23 protein-coding genes and 1 tRNA gene are annotated in these 19,964 nt (G+C 68.4%); 20 read left to right on the top strand and 4 right to left on the bottom strand.

All coding sequences use genetic code 11. The features are described from left to right. Positions 1-92 precede the first annotated feature (92 nt). The 7 genes from GWG54_RS14480 (at position 93) to GWG54_RS14445 (ending at position 5,047) form a co-directional block, all read left to right on the top strand. Positions 93-632, top strand: a complete 540-nt coding sequence (locus GWG54_RS14480) for a multiprotein bridging factor aMBF1 (protein ID WP_167938449.1) — start codon at positions 93-95, stop codon at positions 630-632. Between the two features lie 57 nt (positions 633-689). Next, the gene (gene tpiA, locus GWG54_RS14475) at positions 690-1,334 is read left to right on the top strand and encodes a triose-phosphate isomerase (protein WP_167938448.1); all 645 of its coding nucleotides are present in this window, start codon (positions 690-692) and stop codon (positions 1,332-1,334) included. 37 nt (positions 1,335-1,371) lie between these two features. Next, positions 1,372-1,758, top strand: a complete 387-nt coding sequence (locus GWG54_RS14470; RefSeq protein WP_167938447.1) for a hypothetical protein — start codon at positions 1,372-1,374, stop codon at positions 1,756-1,758. A 63-nt stretch (positions 1,759-1,821) separates the two neighbouring features. Then, positions 1,822-2,250 carry a DUF3054 domain-containing protein gene (locus GWG54_RS14465; RefSeq protein WP_167938446.1) on the top strand — a complete coding sequence of 143 codons (429 nt, stop codon included), beginning with the start codon at positions 1,822-1,824 and terminating at the stop codon, positions 2,248-2,250. 354 nt (positions 2,251-2,604) lie between these two features. Continuing rightward, entirely contained in the window at positions 2,605-2,820 is a 216-nt protein-coding gene (locus GWG54_RS14455; RefSeq protein WP_167938445.1) for a hypothetical protein, read from the top strand. Positions 2,821-2,870: 50 nt separating this feature from the next. Continuing rightward, positions 2,871-3,869, top strand: a complete 999-nt coding sequence (locus GWG54_RS14450; protein ID WP_167938444.1) for an ornithine cyclodeaminase family protein — start codon at positions 2,871-2,873, stop codon at positions 3,867-3,869. A 170-nt stretch (positions 3,870-4,039) separates the two neighbouring features. Continuing rightward, positions 4,040-5,047 carry a bifunctional oligoribonuclease/PAP phosphatase NrnA gene (locus GWG54_RS14445; protein ID WP_167938443.1) on the top strand — a complete coding sequence of 336 codons (1,008 nt, stop codon included), beginning with the start codon at positions 4,040-4,042 and terminating at the stop codon, positions 5,045-5,047. 3 nt (positions 5,048-5,050) lie between these two features. Here the strand turns inward: GWG54_RS14445 and GWG54_RS14440 are convergent, their stop codons facing one another. Beyond that, a complete protein-coding gene (locus tag GWG54_RS14440; RefSeq protein WP_167938442.1) occupies positions 5,051-5,503 on the bottom strand; it encodes an Hsp20/alpha crystallin family protein in 453 nt (150 codons plus the stop codon). 138 nt (positions 5,504-5,641) lie between these two features. Here GWG54_RS14440 and GWG54_RS14435 point away from each other — a divergent pair, with 138 nt between their 5' ends. From GWG54_RS14435 to GWG54_RS14410, 6 genes are all read left to right on the top strand, one after another. Continuing rightward, complete coding sequence (locus GWG54_RS14435; RefSeq protein ID WP_167938441.1) at positions 5,642-6,322, top strand: type 1 glutamine amidotransferase domain-containing protein; 681 nt, start codon at positions 5,642-5,644, stop codon at positions 6,320-6,322. Positions 6,323-6,366: 44 nt separating this feature from the next. Next, entirely contained in the window at positions 6,367-6,540 is a 174-nt protein-coding gene (locus tag GWG54_RS14430) for a hypothetical protein (protein WP_167938440.1), read from the top strand. An 87-nt stretch (positions 6,541-6,627) separates the two neighbouring features. Beyond that, a complete protein-coding gene (locus GWG54_RS14425; protein WP_008419811.1) occupies positions 6,628-6,828 on the top strand; it encodes a hypothetical protein in 201 nt (66 codons plus the stop codon). A gap of 55 nt (positions 6,829-6,883) precedes the next feature. Further along, positions 6,884-7,321, top strand: coding sequence for an RNA-binding protein (locus GWG54_RS14420; RefSeq protein ID WP_167938439.1), 438 nt, complete (start codon positions 6,884-6,886; stop codon positions 7,319-7,321). Between the two features lie 92 nt (positions 7,322-7,413). Next, positions 7,414-8,259 (top strand): bile acid:sodium symporter family protein, encoded by an 846-nt coding sequence (locus GWG54_RS14415; protein ID WP_167938438.1) that lies wholly within the window; start codon positions 7,414-7,416, stop codon positions 8,257-8,259. Positions 8,260-8,475: 216 nt separating this feature from the next. Next, positions 8,476-10,209, top strand: coding sequence for a YcaO-like family protein (locus GWG54_RS14410; protein ID WP_167938437.1), 1,734 nt, complete (start codon positions 8,476-8,478; stop codon positions 10,207-10,209). Here the strand turns inward: GWG54_RS14410 and GWG54_RS14405 are convergent. Continuing rightward, positions 10,200-10,685, bottom strand: coding sequence for a hypothetical protein (locus tag GWG54_RS14405; RefSeq protein WP_312854292.1), 486 nt, complete (start codon positions 10,683-10,685; stop codon positions 10,200-10,202). The two genes, GWG54_RS14410 and GWG54_RS14405, sit on opposite strands and share 10 nt — an antisense overlap. 336 nt (positions 10,686-11,021) lie before the next feature. On the opposite strand from GWG54_RS14405, the gene GWG54_RS14400 reads away from it, so the two are divergent. The 4 genes from GWG54_RS14400 to cmk are packed head-to-tail and all read left to right on the top strand — an operon-like array spanning position 11,022 to position 14,242. Then, positions 11,022-11,522 (top strand): hypothetical protein, encoded by a 501-nt coding sequence (locus tag GWG54_RS14400; protein ID WP_167938435.1) that lies wholly within the window; start codon positions 11,022-11,024, stop codon positions 11,520-11,522. Continuing rightward, the gene (locus GWG54_RS14395; RefSeq protein ID WP_167938434.1) at positions 11,515-13,101 is read left to right on the top strand and encodes a sodium/proline symporter; all 1,587 of its coding nucleotides are present in this window, start codon (positions 11,515-11,517) and stop codon (positions 13,099-13,101) included. The genes GWG54_RS14400 and GWG54_RS14395 overlap by 8 nt, the downstream gene beginning before the upstream one ends. Then, positions 13,098-13,571 carry a hypothetical protein gene (locus GWG54_RS14390; RefSeq protein ID WP_167938433.1) on the top strand — a complete coding sequence of 158 codons (474 nt, stop codon included), beginning with the start codon at positions 13,098-13,100 and terminating at the stop codon, positions 13,569-13,571. The genes GWG54_RS14395 and GWG54_RS14390 overlap by 4 nt, the downstream gene beginning before the upstream one ends. Before the next feature lie 59 nt (positions 13,572-13,630). After that, positions 13,631-14,242 carry a (d)CMP kinase gene (cmk, locus tag GWG54_RS14385; protein ID WP_167938432.1) on the top strand — a complete coding sequence of 204 codons (612 nt, stop codon included), beginning with the start codon at positions 13,631-13,633 and terminating at the stop codon, positions 14,240-14,242. 222 nt (positions 14,243-14,464) lie between these two features. Here cmk and GWG54_RS21190 read toward each other — a convergent pair whose 3' ends face one another. Then, on the bottom strand, positions 14,465-14,590 hold the full coding sequence (locus GWG54_RS21190; protein ID WP_280842105.1) for a hypothetical protein: 126 nt from the start codon (positions 14,588-14,590) through the stop codon (positions 14,465-14,467). A 302-nt stretch (positions 14,591-14,892) separates the two neighbouring features. Here GWG54_RS21190 and GWG54_RS14380 point away from each other — a divergent pair, with 302 nt between their 5' ends. After that, on the top strand, positions 14,893-16,596 hold the full coding sequence (locus GWG54_RS14380) for an acyl-CoA synthetase (protein WP_167938431.1): 1,704 nt from the start codon (positions 14,893-14,895) through the stop codon (positions 16,594-16,596). A gap of 28 nt (positions 16,597-16,624) precedes the next feature. Here GWG54_RS14380 and guaB read toward each other — a convergent pair whose 3' ends face one another. Beyond that, positions 16,625-18,124 carry an IMP dehydrogenase gene (gene guaB / locus GWG54_RS14375; protein WP_167938430.1) on the bottom strand — a complete coding sequence of 500 codons (1,500 nt, stop codon included), beginning with the start codon at positions 18,122-18,124 and terminating at the stop codon, positions 16,625-16,627. 446 nt (positions 18,125-18,570) lie between these two features. On the opposite strand from guaB, the gene GWG54_RS14370 reads away from it, so the two are divergent. Together GWG54_RS14370 and GWG54_RS14365 are read left to right on the top strand one after the other, a co-directional pair. After that, positions 18,571-19,569 (top strand): DUF5794 domain-containing protein, encoded by a 999-nt coding sequence (locus GWG54_RS14370; protein WP_167938429.1) that lies wholly within the window; start codon positions 18,571-18,573, stop codon positions 19,567-19,569. A 62-nt stretch (positions 19,570-19,631) separates the two neighbouring features. Beyond that, positions 19,632-19,806, top strand: a tRNA-Trp gene (locus tag GWG54_RS14365). Positions 19,807-19,964 lie beyond the last annotated feature (158 nt).

Raw genomic sequence — 19,964 nt, 5'->3', positions numbered from 1 at the left:
GCGGACGCCCTCGGACGGGCTCGCTCCCCGCGGTTTCGCGGCTCTGGGACCGCGCCGCATGGTTTATGGCGTCCCGGGATATAGGTTCGCCCATGGTCCAATGCGAGATGTGTGGCACCGAGACGTCGTCTCCGAAGACGATCAAGGTGGAGGGTGCGAAGTTAGACGTGTGCTCGAACTGCACGGAGTTCGGGACCGAGGTAAAACAGACGGGGAGCTCGAGCTCGTCGACGAAGTACTCGACCGGGTCGAGCGCCTCGAGCTCGAGCTCGAGTTCGGGCGGTTCGACGTCCTCGGGTTCGAGCTCGAGTTCGGGTGGCTCGCGCCGTCAGGACATGTTCGACGACATGGACGAGCTGGCGACCGACTACGACGACCGCGTCCGTAACGCCCGCGAGGAGAAGGGACTGAGCCAGTCCGAACTGGCAAACGAGTTAAACGAGAAGGCGAGTCTCATCCGGAAGATCGAACGGGGCGATACGCTTCCCAGCGACCGGGTGCAGTCGAAACTCGAGAGCTTCCTCGGGATCGAGCTGAGCGCCGAGGGCGGCTCCGCCGAGGACTCGGAGTGGTCGGGCGGCTCGGCGACGGGCAGCTATACGCTCGGCGACGTCGTCAAGCGCAAGGACTGAGCGAGCGCCACGCCCCGACTCGCAAGCTATTTCTTTCCCGGGACGGGCGTCTCTCGTATGTTCGTTCTCGTCAACCTCAAGACCTACCCGTGCGATCCGATCGAGGTCGCGGAGGCCGTCAGCGACGTCGACGACCGGACCGACGCCCGCCTGGCGGTTGCCCCCCAGGCCGCCCACCTCGAGCGCGTCGCCGAGACCGGCGTCGAGACCTGGGCCCAGCACGTCGATCCGATCGAGCACGGCAGCAACACCGGCCACGCGCTCGCGGAGTCGGTCGCCGACGCGGGCGCCGACGGCACGCTGATCAACCACTCCGAGCGACGCCTGAAGCTCGCCGATATCGACGGCGCGGTTCGCGCGGCCGAGCGGGCGGACCTCGAGACCGTCGTCTGCGCGAACAATCCGGCCCAGATCGGCGCCGCGGCGGCGCTGGGTCCCGACGCCGTCGCCGTCGAGCCGCCGGAACTCATCGGCACCGGCACGCCCGTCAGCCAGGCCGACCCCGACGTCGTCGAGGACGCCGTCGACGCCGCCGCGGGCGTCGACGAGGACGTCTCGGTCCTCTGTGGCGCGGGCATCAGCACCGGCGACGACGTCGTCGCCGCGGGCGAACTCGGCGCCGAGGGCGTGTTACTGGCAAGCGGCGTCGCGAAGGCCGACGACCCGGCCGCCGCGCTCGAGGACCTGGTCGACCCGCTCTGAGCTAACCGTTTTCCCGGTGCCGACCCAACTCGTGGGTATGGGTTCGGACCACGCCGTCGAGACCGCACTCGAGAACCGCCTGATGAGCAACGGCATCTACGTCACCGACGTCTCCTGGCCCGGCGGCGACGAGGCCCCCGCCGACGGCGCGGCGATCGACCTCGAGTACGAGACCGTCGCCGAGGCGCCGGTCGTGACGACCGACGAGGTCAGCGCCGTCGTCCGCATGCTGCTGGCGGTCGCCGAGGAACGGGGGTGGACGCCGGGCCGGCTCGAGGCCACCTCGCTGTCGACCGACGGCGAGCTCCGGGGGGACTGGCACGTCGAGGCCGACTGGTTCGCCGGCCTCGGCGTGGAGCTCTCGGAGGTGGAGTTCTCTCAGCGGGTCCTCGAGACGGTGTCCCGACCCTCGGAGGTCGAGTAGCACCCGCATCCTCGAGGCGGCGAAACCGGGACACCGATATGGGCGCGGTCGCCAACGTCGAGTATGGACGCTCCAGTCCGCTCGTCGGAGTCCGCGGGAGCGCTCGGCGGGAGGGACCTCGCGCTCGGCGCGATCGATCTCGCCCTGCTCGCCGCGATCATCACCGCCGGCCAGCTGAGCCACGGCGTCGACCCCCTCGCGGAGCCGCTGGCCGCCCTCGAGACGATCGCCCCGTTCGCCGTCGGCTGGCTCGTCATGGCGCCGCTTGCCGGCCTCTACGCGCCCGGCGTCGGGAGGTCGCTCGCCCGCGCGGTTCGCGCGACGACGGTGGCGTGGGTCGCGGCGGCGAACGTCGGGTTGATCCTGCGGGCGTCGCCGCTGTTCGACGGCACCGCGACCTGGCCGTTCCCGCTCGTGATAACCGGGTTCGGCCTCCTGGCGCTTATCGGCTGGCGCGGCGTCTACGCGGCGTACGCCCGCTCCCGACGGTAGCGTTTCCGCGGCCGCCCGCGGGACCTCGGCTGAACTCCTCTCGATCCCGACGGGACGGTCCCGGCGACACATCGGTGAATGAATATAACGGTCAAAAGTTATTGTATTGTCGAGCGAGAACTCGCTCGAGGGACGCCGCCCTCGTGCGATTTTCGTCCGAGCACCGGTTCGTTTCGGCCGCGCTACGTTTATAAACCTCTCCCGCTCCGTCTCGGCCGACGGAGGGTACAATTTACAAAACCGCTCTATAAGTTATGGGTATTCAACCCCTCCAATACGCGTTAGAAACGGGTTCGCTATCGGCCTATTATGGGAAACACTTATACCGTTATTCCGCATAGTATAGAATACATTATGGCTGGATATTACGACATTGTTCTTGGCCTCATCCCGGTCGCACTGCTCGGCATCACCGCCGCACTGACGTTCGTCGGCCTGTCAGTGACGACGGCGATACCGGCGGGCGCGTTCGTCGCGATGGCGCTTATCGGCCACGCAATGTTCGTCAACGCTCCGGTCGATTCGGCCGAGGACGTCCAGTCGACCCACCAGCCGCTCAACGCGGACTGATCGACGCCTCGACCGGTATTCCTTTCTCATCTCCCGACGTCTTTTCGCCCGTGACCGATACCCTATTTCTGACCAGCGACGACGTCGACGGGCTCGCGACGCCGGCCGAGTACGTCGACGCCGTCCGCGAAGGGTACCGACAGCGCGGGACGGGCGCTCCGGCCCAGCCCCGCTCGAAACTCGTCCGCGAGGATCCGGCGGGGATGCTCACGGGGTACGCCGCGATCCTCCCCGACGACGGGGTCATGGGCGCGTACACGTACACCGCGGGGTTCGGCGCCGAGGACGCCTGGTTCGTGCTGTCGCTGTTCGACGCCGACAGCGGTGAGCCGCTGGCGCTGTTCGACGGCGCGAGCCTGAACCCGTTCAAAACCGGCGCGGCCGGCGCTGTCGGCGTCGACGCGCTGGCCCGCGAGGACGCGACGACCCTGGGAATCGTCGGCAGCGGCGCCCAGGCCCGTGGCCAGCTGCGCGCGACCGCGACCGTCCGCGACCTGACCGACGTCCGGGTCTACTCGCCGACCGCCGAGAACCGCGAGGCGTTCGCCGGCGACTTCGACACCGAGCTCGAGGCCGACGTCCGGGCGGTCGCCTCGAGCGCCGACGCGGTCGCCGGCGCCGATATCGTGATCACGGCGACGCGGGCGAGCGAGCCGGTGTTCGACGGCGACGAGCTCGAGCCCGGAACCCACGTGACGGCGATGGGCCAGTACGGCACCGACGGCCGCGAGCTGGATACGACGACGATCGAGCGGGCGACGTACGTGCCCGACCTGCGAGAGCGGGCGACCCACGACGCCGGCGCCTTCCTCGCGGCGCTCGAGGACGGCGTCGTCGACGAGGACCACGTCCGCGCCGAGCTCGGCGAGGTCGTCGCCGGGGTCGAACCCGGCCGAACGAGCGACGGAGAGATCACCGTCTTCGACAGCGGCGGCACCGGGATCGAGACCGTCGCCGCGGCGGGGATGCTCTACGAGCGGGCCCGCGAGGCGGGACTCGGGACCGAACTCCCGTTCGCGCCGGCGAGCGAGGCGCTGACGGGCGACTGACCGTCCGTCGCCGAGGCTCCGAAGCCGTCGGATAGCGGCGGATTACGAATCCATCGCCGACGGCAACCGCACGATACGGCGTCGGTACGCCGAACTAACGTTTAATTTCCGGTGTAATTCCTTCGAAAACGTAGGGGCGTTCAAACCCTTCGGCACCCTACCTCCGATCCATGTCCCGCGCGGCCGACCTCGTCGCGGCCCTCGAGGACCGCGACTCGCTGGCGATCGTCTGCCACGACAACCCCGATCCCGACTGTCTGGCCAGCGCGCTCGCGCTCGAGGCCATCGCCCGCGAGGCCGGCGTCGACGAGGTGGCGATCGCCTACGGCGGCGAGATCTCCCATCAGCAGAACCGGGCGTTCGTCGCCCTGCTGGAGGTATCATTGCGGGCGCTCGCGGAGATCGACGTCGACGACTACGACGCGATCGCGTTCGTCGACCACTCCCGACCCGGCGCCAACACCGAGCTTCCGGCGACAGTTCGACCCGAGATCGTGGTCGACCACCACCCCGGCGACTCCGTCGAGGGCGAGTTCGCCGACGTCCGCGTCGACTACGGTGCGACCGCGACGATCTTCGTCGACTACCTCGAGGAACTCGGGCTCGAGCCGACCTCGCGGCTGGCCTCGGCGCTACTCTTTGCCCTGCACCGCGAACGCCTCGACTTCGTTCGCAACCCGAGCGCCCGCGAGTACGAGGCGGCCCTCGACGTCTTCCCGAACGCCGACCTCGAGGTCCTCAACCAGCTGTACGGCAGCGCCTTCTCCGCGGCGACGCTGGACGCGATCGGGCGGGCGATCGCGACCCGACAGCGGCGGGAGTCCTCGATGGTCGCGACCGTCGGCCGAACCCCCGAGACCGACGCCCTGCCCCAGGCCGCGGACTACCTGCTCAACCTCGAGGGGGTGGACACGGTGCTGGTCTACGGCGTCGTCGGCGACGCCATCCGGCTGAGCGCCCGCTCGATCGATCCCGCGATCCACATCGGCGAGGCGCTGGCCGACGGGTTCGACGACCTCGGCTCGGCGGGCGGCCACCACGACATGGCCGGCGGTCGGATCGAGCTGTCGACGATCGCCCCCGACGTCGCCCCGGACGCCAGGGACCTGCTGACGGTCGTCGGCAGTCGGCTGCCCGAGCGGTTCTTCGCCGCGCTCGAGCCCGAAGACGAGGAGTAACCGTCACTCGATGTCGATCGCGCGCGAGCCCTCGCCGGGCTCGAGCTTGGGAAGCCGGATCGTCAACACGCCGTTGTTGACCGTCGCCTCGATCCCGTCGGCGTCGACGGGGCCGGGAAGGGTCACCCGCCGGCTGAACGACTCGAGTTCGCGCTCGCGCCGGAGGTAGTCGTCTCGCTCGTCGGTCGCCTCCCGCTCACGTTCGCCGTTGACGAACAGGGTCTCCCCCGAGAGCCTGCTCTCGAGGTCCGCGGACTCGTAGCCGGGGACGTCGACGGTGACGACGAACTCGTCGTCGCGATCGGCTAGGTCGAGGTTGGTCGCTCCGGCGCCCGGCCCGAACCGTTCGCCGGGCCCGGTCTCGCCCTCCCAGCTCCGGGCGGCTTCCTCGAACTGGCGGTTCAGTCGGTCGAACAGCTCCTCGAGGTGGTCGAAGGGGTTTCGTCGACTGGCCATTGCGGTTCGGGTCTACGCCGTCCCGCTCGAAAAAGCCATCTCCAAGCGTCGGGACTGTCACCGGCGCGGACGTGTCGGACCGCGAACGCGGCAGCGTCCAGCCCGCCCGTTTTCCGTCTTCCGACCCTACCGTCGAGTATGACGAAAGCGCTGTTCGTCGTCAGTGAGGAAGGGTACTGGGGAGAGGAGTGCATCGAGCCCCTCGAGACGCTCTCGGAGGCGGGCGTCGAGATCACCGTCGCGACGCCGTCGGGCGGGCCGCCCGAGCTCGACGAGACCTCGGCCGACCCCGACGAGGTCGGCGAAGAGACCGCCGAGCACGTTCGGGAGGTCCACGAGAGCGACGAGCGACTGAACGATCCGATCCCGACCGCGCGGGCCGACGCCGAGGCCTACGACGCCGTCGTCTTCCCGGGCGGACACGGCACCGAGTGGGACGTCAACCAGGACAGCGACGCCCGTCGACTCCTGCGAGAGGCCGTCGAGGGCGAGGACGGGAAGGCGCTCGTGGTCTGTCACGCCGTCGGGATGCTCGGGTTCGCCCGCGACAGCCAGGGCGCCTTTATCGTCAACGGCCGCCAGGTCACGGGCTTCCCCAACGAGTGGGAAGAAGAGATCGTCGACGAGAACGACGTGATGCCCGACGGCCGCAAGCTCCCCTACTGGGTCGCCGACGAGGTCGAGGCCGCCGGCGGCGAGTTCGACCCGGAGCTCGACGCCGAGACGAGCGTCACCGTCGACGGCGACCTGCTCACCGCGCGGGGGCCGGAGTCCTCGAGCGCCGCCGCCGACCGGCTGTGCGAGGAGCTCGACCTGTAGCGCGGAACCGGGCCAGTTATCCCTCCGGGTTGCCGAGTTCCGGTGTGACCGCCGACCCGTCCCCGCCCGAGCGAACCGTCGATCTCCAGAGCCGGAGCTACCGGATAACCGTCGACGACGGCCGGGAATCGTTCTTCGCGCTGAGTATCGAAGACGCCGCGAACGACGACGCCTGGCTGATGTCCGACACCGTCCGCGCGCTCGAGTCGATGCGCTAGCTCCGGCCGTTCGAACCGCGAGCGAGCGACGCCGTCGGTTCCGCGGGGAATCAGTCCCTTTTTACCTCGCGCCAGGGAACGCCAACTATGAGCTTCGAGGAAGACGACCGCGTCGTCCTGCACGACGAGCACAGCGAGTTCGACGGCGAGACCGGCACTGTCACCCAGACGATGGAGTCGATGTTCGGCGACGTCACCTACACGATCAGCTTCGAGGACGGCCAGGAGACCGGCGTCCCCGAGGACGCCCTCGAGGAAGCCGACGACGCCGACGTCGACGAGGAGTAATCCGACCGAGCGGTCCGGATACCGGACCCACCCGCCACCGGCACTGTACCCGAAGATGCCACAGATTCCGCTTCACTACGTCGACCTGCGGGCGTTTTGCTACGCCACCGAGGACGAGAAACGCGTCGAGCAGGCGCTTCGAACCTTCCTCCCCGAGGAGTTCGAGATCGACCGCGCCGAGAGCGAAGGCCACTACGGCGACCGCATCCTGGTGCTGTCGGCCCGCGTCGAGAACGCCGACGACGTGCGCCACGTCCTCTCGCGGCTCGCCGACCTCGAGGACCTCGACGGCCTCCTCGGCGAGCTCGACGACCGCGTCACCGAGAACACCGAACTCTTCTTGCGGCTGGACAAGCAGGCCGCCTTCGGCGAGGAGGTCCGCCTCGGCGAGGGGATCACGTTCCGCGCGAAGGTCGAGGCCTACCCCGCCAAGAAAGAGCAGGCCGTCGCGAACGCCGAGGAGATCCTCGAGCGCCTGCGCGACGAGGACTGATCGAGCGCAGCGTTCCGTCCGCCCGCCGAACGCGAAACAGGGGCGCCCGTACTGTAGCGCTTCGAACCCACCGATCAAACCGTGAGCACGACATGGTAGCTGTGTCAGTTGAGACGGTCGTCGAGGTCGCGACGACGGTCTTCGTCCTCTCGACGATGTTCGCTATCGGGATGGAACTGTCACTCGATCAATTACTGGCCGCGCTCCGCAAGCGGCGATTGATGGCGAAATCGTTACTGGTCAATCTCGTTGCGATCCCGGTACTCGCGTATCTGCTCGTCCGTCCCCTCCCCGTGGAAGCGGGATACGCGGCAGGGATCGTGCTGATCGCTGTGGCTCCCGGGGCTCCTTTCGGTCCGAAGTTCGCGGAAATATCTAGAGGGAACATCGAGTTTGCCAGCGGTCTGATGTCCGTTCTCGGGATCATCTCAGTCGTAACGATACCGGTGAGTCTAGCACTGCTTCTGCCCGGGAACGTTACCGTCGACCCGCTCGCAATCGGGTGGACGATCTTCGGTATTCAGCTGCTCCCGCTACTGGCGGGAATGGGGCTCGATTTTCAGTACTCCGCCGTGACGAACTGGCTGTATCCACCGGTACAACGGCTCTCCGATCTCTCGTTTCTCCTCTTGATCGGCCTCCTGTTAGCTGCCTACAGTACCGAGATGCTCACGCTCGTCGGCACGGGAACGCTGTTGGTTTCGGTCGTCGTTATTGCCGCGTCGCTAGGACTCGGATACGTCCTCGGTGGACCGGGACGGAACACACGAGAAGTGCTGGCGACGACGACCGCTGCTCGAAACGCTGCGATTGCGCTCTTCGTCGCTACGACCAGTTTTTCCGATCCGAACGTTCTGATGGTCGTCCTCGCGTTTTCGTTTATCAGCGTCGTGCTCTCGGGACTACTCGCCGGGGCGTGGAGACGACTAGCTACGTGATGCCGGACCGTCGTGGGTCCGCCTTTCGAGTCCGGGTCGGGATACGGCCCCTGTCACGTTCACCCGTCTCTGTAACGAATCGGCCGGTTCAGATCCACGGCTCGAACCGAATACGGAACGCGTGTGACTATCCACTGGTTCCCGTGTCCCGAAGGCCGGGCGTCGTCCCGCGGTCGCTCCGGAAAGGACTTACAGCAGACCGTCCGACGGTCCGGTATGCACGTTTCCGTCGTCGGTGAGGATCCCGTCCGCGACGCCGTCGAGACCGCGCTCGCGGACGTCGACGTCTCGATTCGCTCGGCCGATCCGGCCGACCTCGAGGACGCCCGCTTCGCCGTGGTCAGCGACGTCGCCGGCGCGGCGACGTTCGAGCGAGCGAACGAGGCGGCCCTGGCGGGGGGGACCCCCTGGATCGCCGTCGAGATCGGCGGGGTCGGAGGCCGTCCGCTCGCCGACCTCGACGCCGCGGTCTCGGGCTTCGCCCCCGCTACCGGCTGCTTCGAGTGCCTGCGGGCTCGCGTCGACTCCCACCTCGAGTCGGCCACCGACGAGCCCCGCGCCGACGCGAGCGCGGCCCGCTTCGCCGGCGCGCTCGCGGGTCGGGAGTGCGTGCGGGTGCTGTCGGGCGAGGAGCGGTCGGTCCTCGGCCACGTCCTCGAGGTTCCCCACCGCCGACGGCGGTTCCTGCCCGTTCCGGGCTGTGACTGTGGCGGCGGGCGCGACCGGAGCCTCGACCGGGACGACGACGACCTCGGGCTCGAGGCGGCCGTCGAGCACGCCGAGGGGGCGATCGACGACCGGGTCGGGATCGTCGAGTCGATCGGGGAGGTCGAGTCGTTCCCGGCGCCGTACTACCTCGCGACGACGGCCGACACGAGCGGGTTCAGCGACGCCAGCGCGGCCAACCAGGCCGCGGGCGTCGACCCCGACTGGAACGCCGCGCTGATGAAGGCCGTCGGCGAGGGCCTCGAGCGCTACTGCGCGGGCGTCTACCGCGACGCCGATTTCGTCCGCGCGAGCGAGGACGACCTCGAGCGAGCGGTCTCGCCGACCGACCTCGTCCGCCCCGACGACGCGCCCGACTACGACCCCGGGGAGAAACGCCGCTGGGTCGCGGGCGAGACCCTCCGGAGCGGCGAGGGGATCCACCTGCCGGCCGCGGCCGTCCAGTTCCCCCAGCCCGGCGAGGCGCTCGTGCCCGCGATCACGACGGGACTCGGCCTGGGCTCGTCGACGGTCGACGCCCTGCTGTCGGGGCTGACGGAGGTCCTCGAACGGGACGCGACGATGCTTTCCTGGTACTCGACGTTCGAGCCCCTCGGGCTCGCCGTCGAGAGCGAGACGTTCGCCGCCCTCGAGCGTCGCGCGGCCAGCGAGGGACTGGACGTGACGGCGCTGCTGGTGACCCAGGACGTCGACGTCCCCGTCGTCGCGGTGGCGGTTCACCGCGGATCCGAGGGCGGCGAGGCGGAGTGGCCCGCGTTCGCCGCGGGCTCGGCGGCCGGCCTCGACGCCACCGAGGCGGCGACGGCGGCGCTGGCGGAGGCGCTACAGAACTGGATGGAGCTGCGGGGGCTCGGCCCCGACGAGGCCGAATCGGCCTCGGCTGCCATCGGAGAGTACGCCTCGTTCCCCGAGCCGGCCCGCGCGTTCGTCGACGTCGAGCGAACGGTGCCGGCGGCCAGCGTCGGTCCCGATCCGGCGCCGACCGGGCGCGACGCGCTCGAGGCGATCCTCGAACGGACGACTGACACCGGACTGGAGCCCCACGCGGCGCGGCTGACGACCCGCGACGTCGAGAGACTGGGCTTCGAGGCGGTGCGGGTCGTCGTCCCCGGCGCCCAGCCGCTGTTCACCCGCGAGCCCTTCTTCGGCGAGCGCGCCCGGGAGGTGCCGGCCGAGCTCGGGTTCGAGCCCGCGCTCGAGGGGCCGTTCCACCCCTATCCCTGAGTCGCGTTGTCGCCGGCGCTTCCGTTGGTCTCGTTGGAGTCCCCTTCGACCGCCTCTCGCTCTCGTTCGGCCTCCTCATCGTCCTCGATGATCTCGAGGTCGACCGCGTCGTCGGTGATCGTGATCAACACGAGGCTCGTCTCTTCGGTGATCGTGCCCGTCTCGACGAGGTTCTCGATCTCGTCGCCGTCGCCGTGGCGGATGACGCGGAACTGCTGTTCCGACCCGTTGATGTGGGGCGGCGCGACGCGCTCGCCCGGCGTTATCGTGTAGCTCTCCTCGTAGGTCTGGCGGTCCTGGCCCCGGGCGGTGGCGTCGAGGCTGATGTTGTACGACCGCTCGCCCTCGTTGGTGATCTCGACGGGAACCGGGCTCTCGAGGCCCCCCGTGAAGTGTTCCTCGACGGCGTCGACACAGCCCGCGAGGCTCGCGACCGCGACGACGCCCGCGGACCGGAGTACCGTACGGCGGTTCACGATCGGCTCTCGGGCCCGAGCGACCGTCAGTATTGCCATTCCGACCCGCAGGTCCGGTCCCAGCTCGAGGCGCGCTCGACGGCCGGGACGATCCGCTCGAGACCGTCGAGCCCGGCCGCGTTCGCGGCCCCGAGACGGCGACGGCTCGACGGCCCGACGGCGGACGTTGATATGTTAACGGGTACCTTCTCGGCCACCTACTGTGTGTAATAGGACGATGATTCGTGATAGAACGCCGCGAGTCGGCCACGCACGGCCGACCTCGAGGGCGATCGGCGGGGGAGCGCGGCCGACGGGAACGGGGACCGAACGGCGACTGTGGGGGGTGAGCGATCGGTGACCCGAAACGCGACGATGGCCGCGGTTGGCGTCCTCTCGGTGCTCGCGCTCGTCACCGCCGCGCTGGGATTGTATCGGACGTTTTCGTTCGTCGCCGCGGCGACCATCCTGTCCGTGTTCGCCGTCGCGACGATCGAGCGAAGCGAGAGCGAGTTCGACCTCGCGCCGTACGCCGGACTGATCGGGCTCCTCGGCGCGTTCTTCCTCGCCGGGCTCGCCGGCATCTGGCTGACGTGGGCGCCCGGCGCCGCCGACTACAGCTACGTGCTGGGGCTGCCGATCCCGACGCTGCTTTACTTCGGGTTCATCTGGTTGCTCCCGCTCACCGCCGCGATCTACTACGCGTTCCTCTTCGATCGCGTCGCGGGCGAAGAGATCGTCGAGAGCGTCCTCGAGGACGCCCGCGAGGCCCAGCGGCGCGAGTCGTTCCCGCTGGCGCCCGATCGGTCCGAACGCCCCCTCGAGGCGACCGACGGAGGTGAGCGGGCGGATGAGTAGCGCCGTCGGCCTCGCCGTCGCCCCGCTCCAGCAGGGCGGGATCCCCGTCGCCGACGATCCGATTATTCTCGGGTTCGGCGCGGCGTACCTGCTGATCGTCCTGCTAATCGGCGTCTGGGGCTGGATGCGAACGGACACGACCAGTGACTTCCTGATCACGGGCAAGAGCATCGGCACGTGGGTGCTCGCGATGACGGCCTTCTCGGTGATCCAGTCGGGCTTCGGGTTCGTCGGGGGGCCCGAACTCGTCTACGAGTTCGGGACAACGGCGCTGTGGATCTTCTTTACGGCGCCGCTTGGCTTCCTGCTAACCTGGGTCGTCCTCGCGAAACGGCTGCGCCTGCTCGCCGACATCAGGAGCGTCCTCACGCTCGCGGATGCGACCTACGTGCGCTACGAGAGCGATTGGGTCCGGGGCCTGACGGGCGTGGCCGTCGCGCTCGGCGTCGTCGCCTACCTGGCAGTCAACCTGGCCGCGCTGCAGTTCGTCATGCGGGCGATCTTCGGCATCCCCGTGCTGTGGGGGCTGTTCGGCGGCGCGCTGATCCTGCTGTTGTACAGCATGCTCGGCGGGATGATCGCCGGCGTCTGGACCGACTTCCTGCAGGCGATCACCATGATCGTCGGCGCCGTGTTCGTCTTCGCCTACGCGGTCTCGTTCGGCGGCGGCATGGAGACCATCTCGCGGAACCTGGCGAGCGCGGACCCGAACCTGATCTCGCCGTTCGGCGCGATGGGCGGCGCGACCACCGCCATCTTCGTCGGGGTCGCCTGGTGGATCCTCTTCTCGGTCGGCGCGGCCGGTCAGCCCCACCTGATCACGAAGTTCTACATGAGCCGCAACATGACGATCCTCAAGTGGGGCGCGCCGATCGCCGCGATATCCTACGCGATCTCGAGTCTGATCGCGTTCTCCGCGGGGCTGTCGATGCGCGCGATGGTCGAGGCGGGCGAGCGCGCGGAGACGTTCTCGGCCTCGGAGGTCGGTCCGGTCTTCGTGCTCGATCACACCGGCAGCGTCGTCGCCGGGCTGATCCTCGCGGCGCTGCTCGCGGCGATCATGTCCACGAGCGACTCGTTCCTGAACATCGGTGCCGCCGCGATCTCGCGGGACGTTCCACGCGCGCTCGGTCGCCCGATCACGGACACGACGACCGAGCTTCGGGTCACCCAGGGCGCCCTGGCCGGCCTGACGGTCCTCTCGACGGGGGTCGTCTACTACTCCGACGCGCTGGTCGGCATCCTCGGGGCGATCAGCTGGGGCTTTTTCGCCGCCGCGTTCGTCCCCGTCGTCGTCTTCGGACTGAACTGGAAGGGCGCGACGAAGGAGGGAGCGATCGCCGCGCTCGTCGTCGGGATGGGCTTCAACGTCGTCTACAACGTCGTCCCGCAGGCGGCGGCCGTCACCGGTACCGAGTGGCTCAACGAGGCCGTCATGGCGATCTACCCGTACCCGCCCGAGGTGCCGGCAGAGGCGATCTCGCTGCTCGTGACGATGGCCGTCTTCGTCTTCGTCTCGATCGCCACCCAGCGCGGTCAGAAACTCCCGGCCGACCTCCACCCCCTCTTCGAACGATGATGACCACGGCCGAAGAACCGATCGCCCGCCTCATGCGCTGGATCCGCCAGCGACCGAACTCGATCGAGTTCTGGGAGCTGGTGATCACCGACGAACGACTGCTCTGTTGTTTCGTCGGCGAGTCCTACCGCTCGATGCTGCTTCGGGCCGACACGGGCGAGCGCGACCGGGCGCTCGTCGACGACAGCGCGCTGGGGGAACTCGAGACCCTCGACGAGCGGAACGTCTCGGTTCCCCTCGAGGCACTCGAGTCGATCCGCCTCGTCGACGGGACGCGACTCAGGCGGGCCGCACTCGAGATCGAGTGGACCGACGACCCCGAGGGAGGCTCACGCCCCGAGGGCGGTCTGGAGCTGTACGCCGCCCGCGGCGCCGACCCCCAGCGCGAGCGCGTCGCCGCCCTCGCCGACGAGCCCGCGCTCGAGGGCATCGATGTCGCGGTCGAGTCGCGGCGCCTGCCGTTTCTCTGAATTCTCGACGGCCGGGTCGACGCGGACGATTTTTCACGGTGAAGAATGAGGGATCAGCTATGCCCACGGGAGCGACCACGACCGTCGAGATCGACACCACGCTGTTCATCACCGTCTCCGGACCGCCGGGCTGTGGCGCGACGACGCTGTGCGAGCGACTCGCCGACGCCATCGGCTGCCCGTACGTCTCGGGCGGGGACATCTTCCGGGAACTCGCCGAGGACCGCGACCTGAGTCTCAACCAGCTGACGGCCGAGGCCGAGGCCTCCGACGAGATCGACCGCGCCCTCGATCGGCGGCTGCAGTCGATCGCCGAGAAGTGGGGCACCGCGAACAAACCCTTCATCCTCGAGTCCCGGCTGGCGGGCTGGATCGCCGGCGATCGCGCAGACCTGCGGATCTGGCTCGACGCCCCCGAGGACGTCCGCCTCGAGCGCATCGCGGATCGCGTCGAGACCGAAGCCGAGATGCGGGTCCGGGAGGTCAGCGAGGCCGGCCGGTACGAATCGTACTACGAGATCGACATCGACGAGCGGGAGTTCTACGACCTCCAGCTCAACACCGCCCGCTGGGGGAAGGAGGGCGTGTTCCAGGTCGTCCGGGCCGCCCTCGAGGAGTACGATCCCGACGCGGATACGGGGGCGTTCCCGACGCCGGCGCTGGATCCGTAATCGCTCCTTCGACCCCGTCGAAACTACGCCGAGGGGACGGACAGTCGGACCGATAGCGCCGAGATCGATCGCATCGTCGATCGACGAACGCGGTCGCGATTCTCGTAGCCGAGAGTTTCGCGGAGGATTCTCGAGGGATTTCCTGACGAAGCGTTCGGACGCGGACGATCTCTCCGAGCAAAAAAGGCGACTGCGGGCGCGAGTGGAAAAGCCGACGACCGCTCATCCCGGCGTGGGTGCGCCGGGACCGGTCGGCTTTTCGTTATCGTTGCGGTCGTCGCGGTGAAGGATCGCATCGCGGACGCGGTCGAACGCCGATCGATCCGTGCGGACGACGGGAGTGTACATGGTCCACATCGGTGTTACCGTTTGACATACTTGGGTCTGACGGGAGCGATCGCCAGGCGATCGAAGGCCGAGGCACTCTCCGCAGCGACTCCTCGAGGACGGAGCACCCGTCGACGCCGGACGTCCCGGCCTCCCGAGCCGACTCGGTCACCGACGGGTTCCCGGACCGTTTCTCCTCGCTCACCGGTAGCGCGATCCGAATCGTCGCCGCTCGGCCGTCCTCGCGGGAGCGCGTCGGCGTCGACCCGACGGGTCGCGTCCGCCGGTAGTTCTTTCATGATATCTGTTCTCGTACACCATTGATGACGTACTTCGTTACGCTCGAGGGGGAGACCGACGAGGAGGGCCGCGAGTCGTTCTCGTGGGAGGTCCCCGACGGGTTCAACGCGGCCGTCGATCTGGTGGGCAAACACGACGACGGCGAACGGACCGCTCTCCACCAGGCCTACCCCGACGGACGGCGCGAGCGCTACAGTTTCGACGACCTCGATCGGCGCTCGAGCGCCGTCGCGAACGCTCTCGAGTCGCTGGGGCTGGGGTTCGGCGACCGGGTCGCGGTCGTCGTTCCCCAGAAGCCCGCGAACGTGCTGACTCATCTCGCCTGCTGGAAGCTCGGTGCGGTCTCGCTGCCGCTGTCGGTACTCTTTGGCACCGACGCGCTCCGCTACCGGCTGACCGACAGCGAGGCCCGGATCGCGGTCGTCGACGCCTCCCAGTGGGAGACGGTCCGGGAGGTCGCGCCCGACTGTCCCGACCTCGAGGACGTACTGGTGGTCGACGGCGAGCCCGAGATCGAAGGCGGGACCGTCGGCGACGCGTCGGTCTCGCGGTTCGAGACGGCGATCGACTGGACGGACGACGACTACGACGTCGCCGAGACGGACGACGACACGCCCGCGATCGTCATGTACACGAGCGGGAGCACTGGGAAGCCCAAGGGCGTGCTCCACACCCACGGCGTCTGGCTGGGCCACTGTCCCGCCTTTTCGATGTACTTCGAGCGCGACCTCGAGGGCGTGTACTGGACGCCCGCCGACTGGGCCTGGATCGGCGCGCTTGGCGATCTGGTCTTCCCGGCCTGGCACTACGGCCAGCCCGTCGTCGGCTACCCGATGGGGTCGTTCGACCCCGAAACCGCGTTCGAACTGCTTTCGGAGTTCGACGTCACCGGTTCCTTCCTCCCCCCGACGGCGATCCGAATGCTGATGGACGTCGACGATCCCAGCGACCGCTACGACCTCTCCCTGCGGGCGATCTGCTCCGGGGGCGAGCCGCTCACGCCGGAGATCCTCGAGTGGGCCGAGGCCGAACTCGAGGGAACGGTCGTCAACGAACTGTACGGCCAGACGGAGGCGAACCTTCTGGTGACGAACTGCCGGGAGTGGTTCCCCGCGCGTGCGGGCAGTATGGGGAAACCGGTCCCCGGTCACGAGGTCGCGGTGCTCGACCCCGAGACAGGTGAGCGGGTCGAGACTGGCGAGATCGGCGAGATCGCGGTTCGACGCGGCGAGGATCCGGTCGTCTTCGATCGGTACTGGAACGAACCCGAGAAGACCGAGCGCGCGACCCTCGAGAGAGGCGGCAAGCGAAGCGGTGCAGTACGCTCCGCCTCTGACGTCGCGGGAGACGGCGAGAGCTGGCACCTGACCGGGGACCTCGCCGAGCGCGACGCCGAGGGCTACCTGTGGTTCAAATCGCGGGGCGACGACCTCATCATCACCAGCGGCTACCGCGTCGGTCCCCGGGAGGTCGAGGAGGCGATCCTCGAGCACCCGTCGGTCGCCCAGGTCGGTGTCGTCGGGGTACCCGACGACCGTCGCGGCGAGATCATCAAGGCCGTCGTCCAGCCCGCGGCGGGGACGGACGGGTCCGAGGAGTTACGCGAGGAGATCCGTGCGCGGGTCCGGAATCGACTGGCCGAGTACGAGTACCCCCGCGAGATCGAGTTCCGCGAGGAGTTACCGCGGACGACGACGGGAAAGATTCGACGGTCCGAACTCGAGTAAGCAGGGTCGTCGCGCCCGGCTCGAACGGTTACTCGTCGGGCGAGTAGTTCGGCGCCTCGTCGGTGATGACGACGTCGTGGGCGTGGCTCTCGGCCTGGCCGGCCGAGGAGACCCGGACGAACTCGCTGCGCTCTTTGAACTCGGGGATCGTCGGGGCGCCGACGTAGCCCATGCCGGACTGCATCCCGCCCGCGAGCTGGTGGAGTTCGGACTTGAGCGTGCCCTTGTACGGCGTCGCGGCCTCGACGCCTTCCGGGACGTAGTCGTCCTCCTCCTCGGGCTCTTCCTTGAGGTAGCGGTCGCTGTCGCCGGATTTCATCGCGCCGACCGATCCCATGCCGCGGTACTGCTTGTACTTCTTGCCGTTCATCGTGACGACGCGGCCGGGGGCCTCGTCGGTGCCGGCGAAGTAGGAGCCGAGCATCACGGCGTCGGCGCCGGCGGCGATCGCCTTGATCGCGTCGCCGGAGTAGCGAATGCCGCCGTCGGCGATGACGGGCACGCCGTGCTCGCTCGCGATGTCGGCGACCTGTGCGACCGCGGTGATCTGGGGCATGCCCGCGCCGGAGACCACGCGCGTGGTACAGATCGAGCCGGGGCCGATGCCGACCTTGATCCCGTCGGCGAACTCGACCAGTTCCGCGGCGGCCTCGCGGGTGCCGACGTTACCGACGACGACGTCGGCGTCGACGGATTCGCTGATCTCGCGGGCGCCCTCGATGACGTTGCGGTTGTGCGCGTGTGCGGTGTCGATAAAGAGGATGTCGGCGCCGGCCTCGGCGGCGGCCTCGGCGCGCTCGCGCTCGAAGGGACTGACGGCGACGCCACAGCGCAGCCGACCGTCCTCGTCGCGGACCGCCTCCTTGTACTCGCGCCGTTGGAGGATGCCCTGCATCGTGACGAGTCCCACGAGGAGGTTCTCGTCGTCGACGACCGGGACGCGCTCGATCTTGTGCTCGTACATCAGGTCGAACGCCTCGCGGGGGTCGACGTCCTCGTGGACCGTGATGACCTCGTCGGTCATCGCCTCGGTGACGGGGTCGTCCTCGTTGACCTCGAGGTGGGGCCGGATGTCGGTGCTCGAGATGATCCCCAGCACCTCGCCGCGCGTGTTGACAACGGGGGCGCCGCCGACGCCCTCGCGGGCCATCCGCTCGTCGATCTCGCGGACGCTCATCTCGGGGTCGGCCGTGACGACGTCCTCGTAGGGGATGACGAGTTCGTCGGCGCGTTTGACGCGACCGACCTCCTCGACCATCTCGTCGACGTTCATGTTCCGGTGGATGACGCCGAGCCCGCCGTGGCGGGCCATCGCGACGGCCATGTCGCTCTCGGTGACGGTGTCCATCGCGGCCGAGAGGATCGGGATCGAGAGCTCGACCGAGCGGGAGACGTGCGAGGAGAGGTCCGCGTCGTCGGGTTCGACGCGGCTCTCCTTCGGTCGGAGGAGGACGTCGTCGAACGTTAGCGCTTCCGGTACCTGCAGTTTCGAAGAGTAGGGCTCGTGCTCGGGAGCGTCGTTCGCCATGTCAACCGTCCGGAAGCGCCAGCAAAAAGCGTTGCGAGACGGGCGGAGGTTGCGAATCGGTCTCGGGGACGATCGCGGCGGATCACCGAGCGCGACCCGACCATAACGGATAATCAGGATGGTACGGGAACGTTCACCGCAGTTCCAGATGAGTGCATCTTTGTCAGCATCTGGCCGTTATGGGCTGAGATACACCGAGTTGTGTAACCGCTTCTCACGCAACGTTTATTGATGGGCCAGTAGACCGTACGTGTATGAACGCTGTGAGTTTCAGCGACTCCCGAACTGCCGGCCAGACGAGCGCTGCCGCCGTCGCTGCCACTATTTTCGGGAAATTTACATTCAAACTCACAGCGCGGGGCCTTCCGTCCGAGTGGCTCGCGGCGTGGCGTTCCCACTCGTCCCATCACCCATCGGCCTCGGGTCACGGCCATCGTCCCTGAGCGATGAGCACGTCCCAGCACCCGGTCGCCCTCCGGCTCGAGAGCCTGGTAGGCGGCGACACTAGGCTGTTGGCGCTCGTGATGATGCTTCCGCTGATCGACGGGATCTTCCCGGCGCTGATCCTGGCGGGAGCCCTGAACGATCCGCTGAGCGCCGTCCAGGTCGGTCTGCTGATCTTCGGGGGGAGCGCCACCGTCGCGGTTATCCTCGCCGAGATGAACGGCACGCCCCGTGAGCAGATCAAAGTGGTCCTGCTCGTCGGCGTGCCGCTGATCGCGCTCGCGGCCGTCCAGGCGGCGCTCGCCCCCGCGATCGATACCGTGCTCAACAAGGCGATCTTCGAGCGGTTTGCGGCGATCGTCATCCTCGCGATCGCGGCCAAGACCGCCAGCGCGACGATCGGCGAGTACCTGCCAAGCCCCGCCGTCATCGTCGGACTGGGCCTGCTGGCCAGCCTCGAGCCCTCGGGCGCGGCGTTGGTCGTGATGGACGACCCCGCGCTGGTCGCGAACGCGACGCTGGCGGCGGTCGTCGGCGTCGCCTTCGCGCTCTCGATCGCCATCAGCGGTCCGTACCTGCGCGAGTACATGGACATCGACCGGTTCCGGTTCGGCAGCGCCGTCGCGCTGGGCCTACTGCCGCTGTCGCTGGTGGGGATGGCCTTCGGCCAGGCCCCGCTGGCGGCCCTGCTGGTCGCGGCCGTCTTCGCCGTCGATATCCCCCTCGAGCGCGGCGAGGACGAGGACGTCTCCGCGCGGTCGCAGTCGACCGAGCGCTCGCCGCGGTTCTCGACGCCGTCCCCGTCGCCCTCGTCGTCGACGGAGTCGGCGCCCGCGGTCGGCACGGGCCCGCTGTTCGACCCCGGCGGCTCGCGTCCGAGCTCGAGTTCGTCGGCGTCGACCGACGGCGGGCAGGACGAACTCGAGGACGACGCCGACGCGGAGGACTCGAGCGACGAGGCCCTCGGCGAGGACGAAGAGGAACGCGCCCCCTGGCTGTGAATCGCGGGACGGAGCGTCCGAATCGAAACCACTTTAGGGCGGATCCCCCAACGTAGACTCGAGGGGTCGTGGCCAAGCCAGGCATGGCGACTGACTCCAGAGGCACCGCGCCCGGGACGACACTCCAGACTGATATACTGATCGGGCACCTGATCAGTGTCCGTGTGATGACCCTCTGGAGTTCCGAGGCGCACCGGAGATATCAGTCGATCGGGGGTTCAAATCCCTCCGACCCCATACCTCTGCGCCGAACAAACTCGTGAGGCGCAGGTATGTAATTCGGAGGGATTTGAATCAGGGAGCAGCGTGAGTGATCAGCGCAACCTTTGAACATCTGGAAGGAACGTCTCAATCCAATCGCTAGCGAAACTCAGCCGATGGCTCAAGCGAAGAAA

This window comes from Natronococcus sp. JC468 (assembly GCF_012163165.1).
Lineage (GTDB): Archaea > Halobacteriota > Halobacteria > Halobacteriales > Natrialbaceae > Natronococcus > Natronococcus jeotgali.
This window is presented reverse-complemented; position numbering and strand designations above follow the sequence as displayed.

What these genes read in the sequence shown, in the direction of transcription:
- GWG54_RS14480 (WP_167938449.1), top strand. Translation starts at nt 93, where the DNA reads ATGGTCCAATGCGAGATGTGTGGCACCGAGACGTCGTCTCCGAAGACG.
- cmk (WP_167938432.1), top strand. Translation starts at nt 13,631, where the DNA reads ATGCCCACGGGAGCGACCACGACCGTCGAGATCGACACCACGCTGTTC.
- GWG54_RS14435 (WP_167938441.1), top strand. Translation starts at nt 5,642, where the DNA reads ATGACGAAAGCGCTGTTCGTCGTCAGTGAGGAAGGGTACTGGGGAGAG.
- GWG54_RS14455 (WP_167938445.1), top strand. Translation starts at nt 2,605, where the DNA reads ATGGCTGGATATTACGACATTGTTCTTGGCCTCATCCCGGTCGCACTG.
- GWG54_RS14420 (WP_167938439.1), top strand. Translation starts at nt 6,884, where the DNA reads ATGCCACAGATTCCGCTTCACTACGTCGACCTGCGGGCGTTTTGCTAC.
- GWG54_RS21190 (WP_280842105.1), bottom strand. Translation starts at nt 14,590, where the DNA reads ATGTACACTCCCGTCGTCCGCACGGATCGATCGGCGTTCGACCGCGTC.
- GWG54_RS14425 (WP_008419811.1), top strand. Translation starts at nt 6,628, where the DNA reads ATGAGCTTCGAGGAAGACGACCGCGTCGTCCTGCACGACGAGCACAGC.
- GWG54_RS14440 (WP_167938442.1), bottom strand. Translation starts at nt 5,503, where the DNA reads ATGGCCAGTCGACGAAACCCCTTCGACCACCTCGAGGAGCTGTTCGAC.
- GWG54_RS14410 (WP_167938437.1), top strand. Translation starts at nt 8,476, where the DNA reads ATGCACGTTTCCGTCGTCGGTGAGGATCCCGTCCGCGACGCCGTCGAG.
- guaB (WP_167938430.1), bottom strand. Translation starts at nt 18,124, where the DNA reads ATGGCGAACGACGCTCCCGAGCACGAGCCCTACTCTTCGAAACTGCAG.
- GWG54_RS14465 (WP_167938446.1), top strand. Translation starts at nt 1,822, where the DNA reads ATGGACGCTCCAGTCCGCTCGTCGGAGTCCGCGGGAGCGCTCGGCGGG.
- GWG54_RS14370 (WP_167938429.1), top strand. Translation starts at nt 18,571, where the DNA reads ATGAGCACGTCCCAGCACCCGGTCGCCCTCCGGCTCGAGAGCCTGGTA.
- GWG54_RS14415 (WP_167938438.1), top strand. Translation starts at nt 7,414, where the DNA reads ATGGTAGCTGTGTCAGTTGAGACGGTCGTCGAGGTCGCGACGACGGTC.
- GWG54_RS14390 (WP_167938433.1), top strand. Translation starts at nt 13,098, where the DNA reads ATGATGACCACGGCCGAAGAACCGATCGCCCGCCTCATGCGCTGGATC.
- tpiA (WP_167938448.1), top strand. Translation starts at nt 690, where the DNA reads ATGTTCGTTCTCGTCAACCTCAAGACCTACCCGTGCGATCCGATCGAG.
- GWG54_RS14445 (WP_167938443.1), top strand. Translation starts at nt 4,040, where the DNA reads ATGTCCCGCGCGGCCGACCTCGTCGCGGCCCTCGAGGACCGCGACTCG.
- GWG54_RS14395 (WP_167938434.1), top strand. Translation starts at nt 11,515, where the DNA reads ATGAGTAGCGCCGTCGGCCTCGCCGTCGCCCCGCTCCAGCAGGGCGGG.
- GWG54_RS14380 (WP_167938431.1), top strand. Translation starts at nt 14,893, where the DNA reads ATGACGTACTTCGTTACGCTCGAGGGGGAGACCGACGAGGAGGGCCGC.
- GWG54_RS14470 (WP_167938447.1), top strand. Translation starts at nt 1,372, where the DNA reads ATGGGTTCGGACCACGCCGTCGAGACCGCACTCGAGAACCGCCTGATG.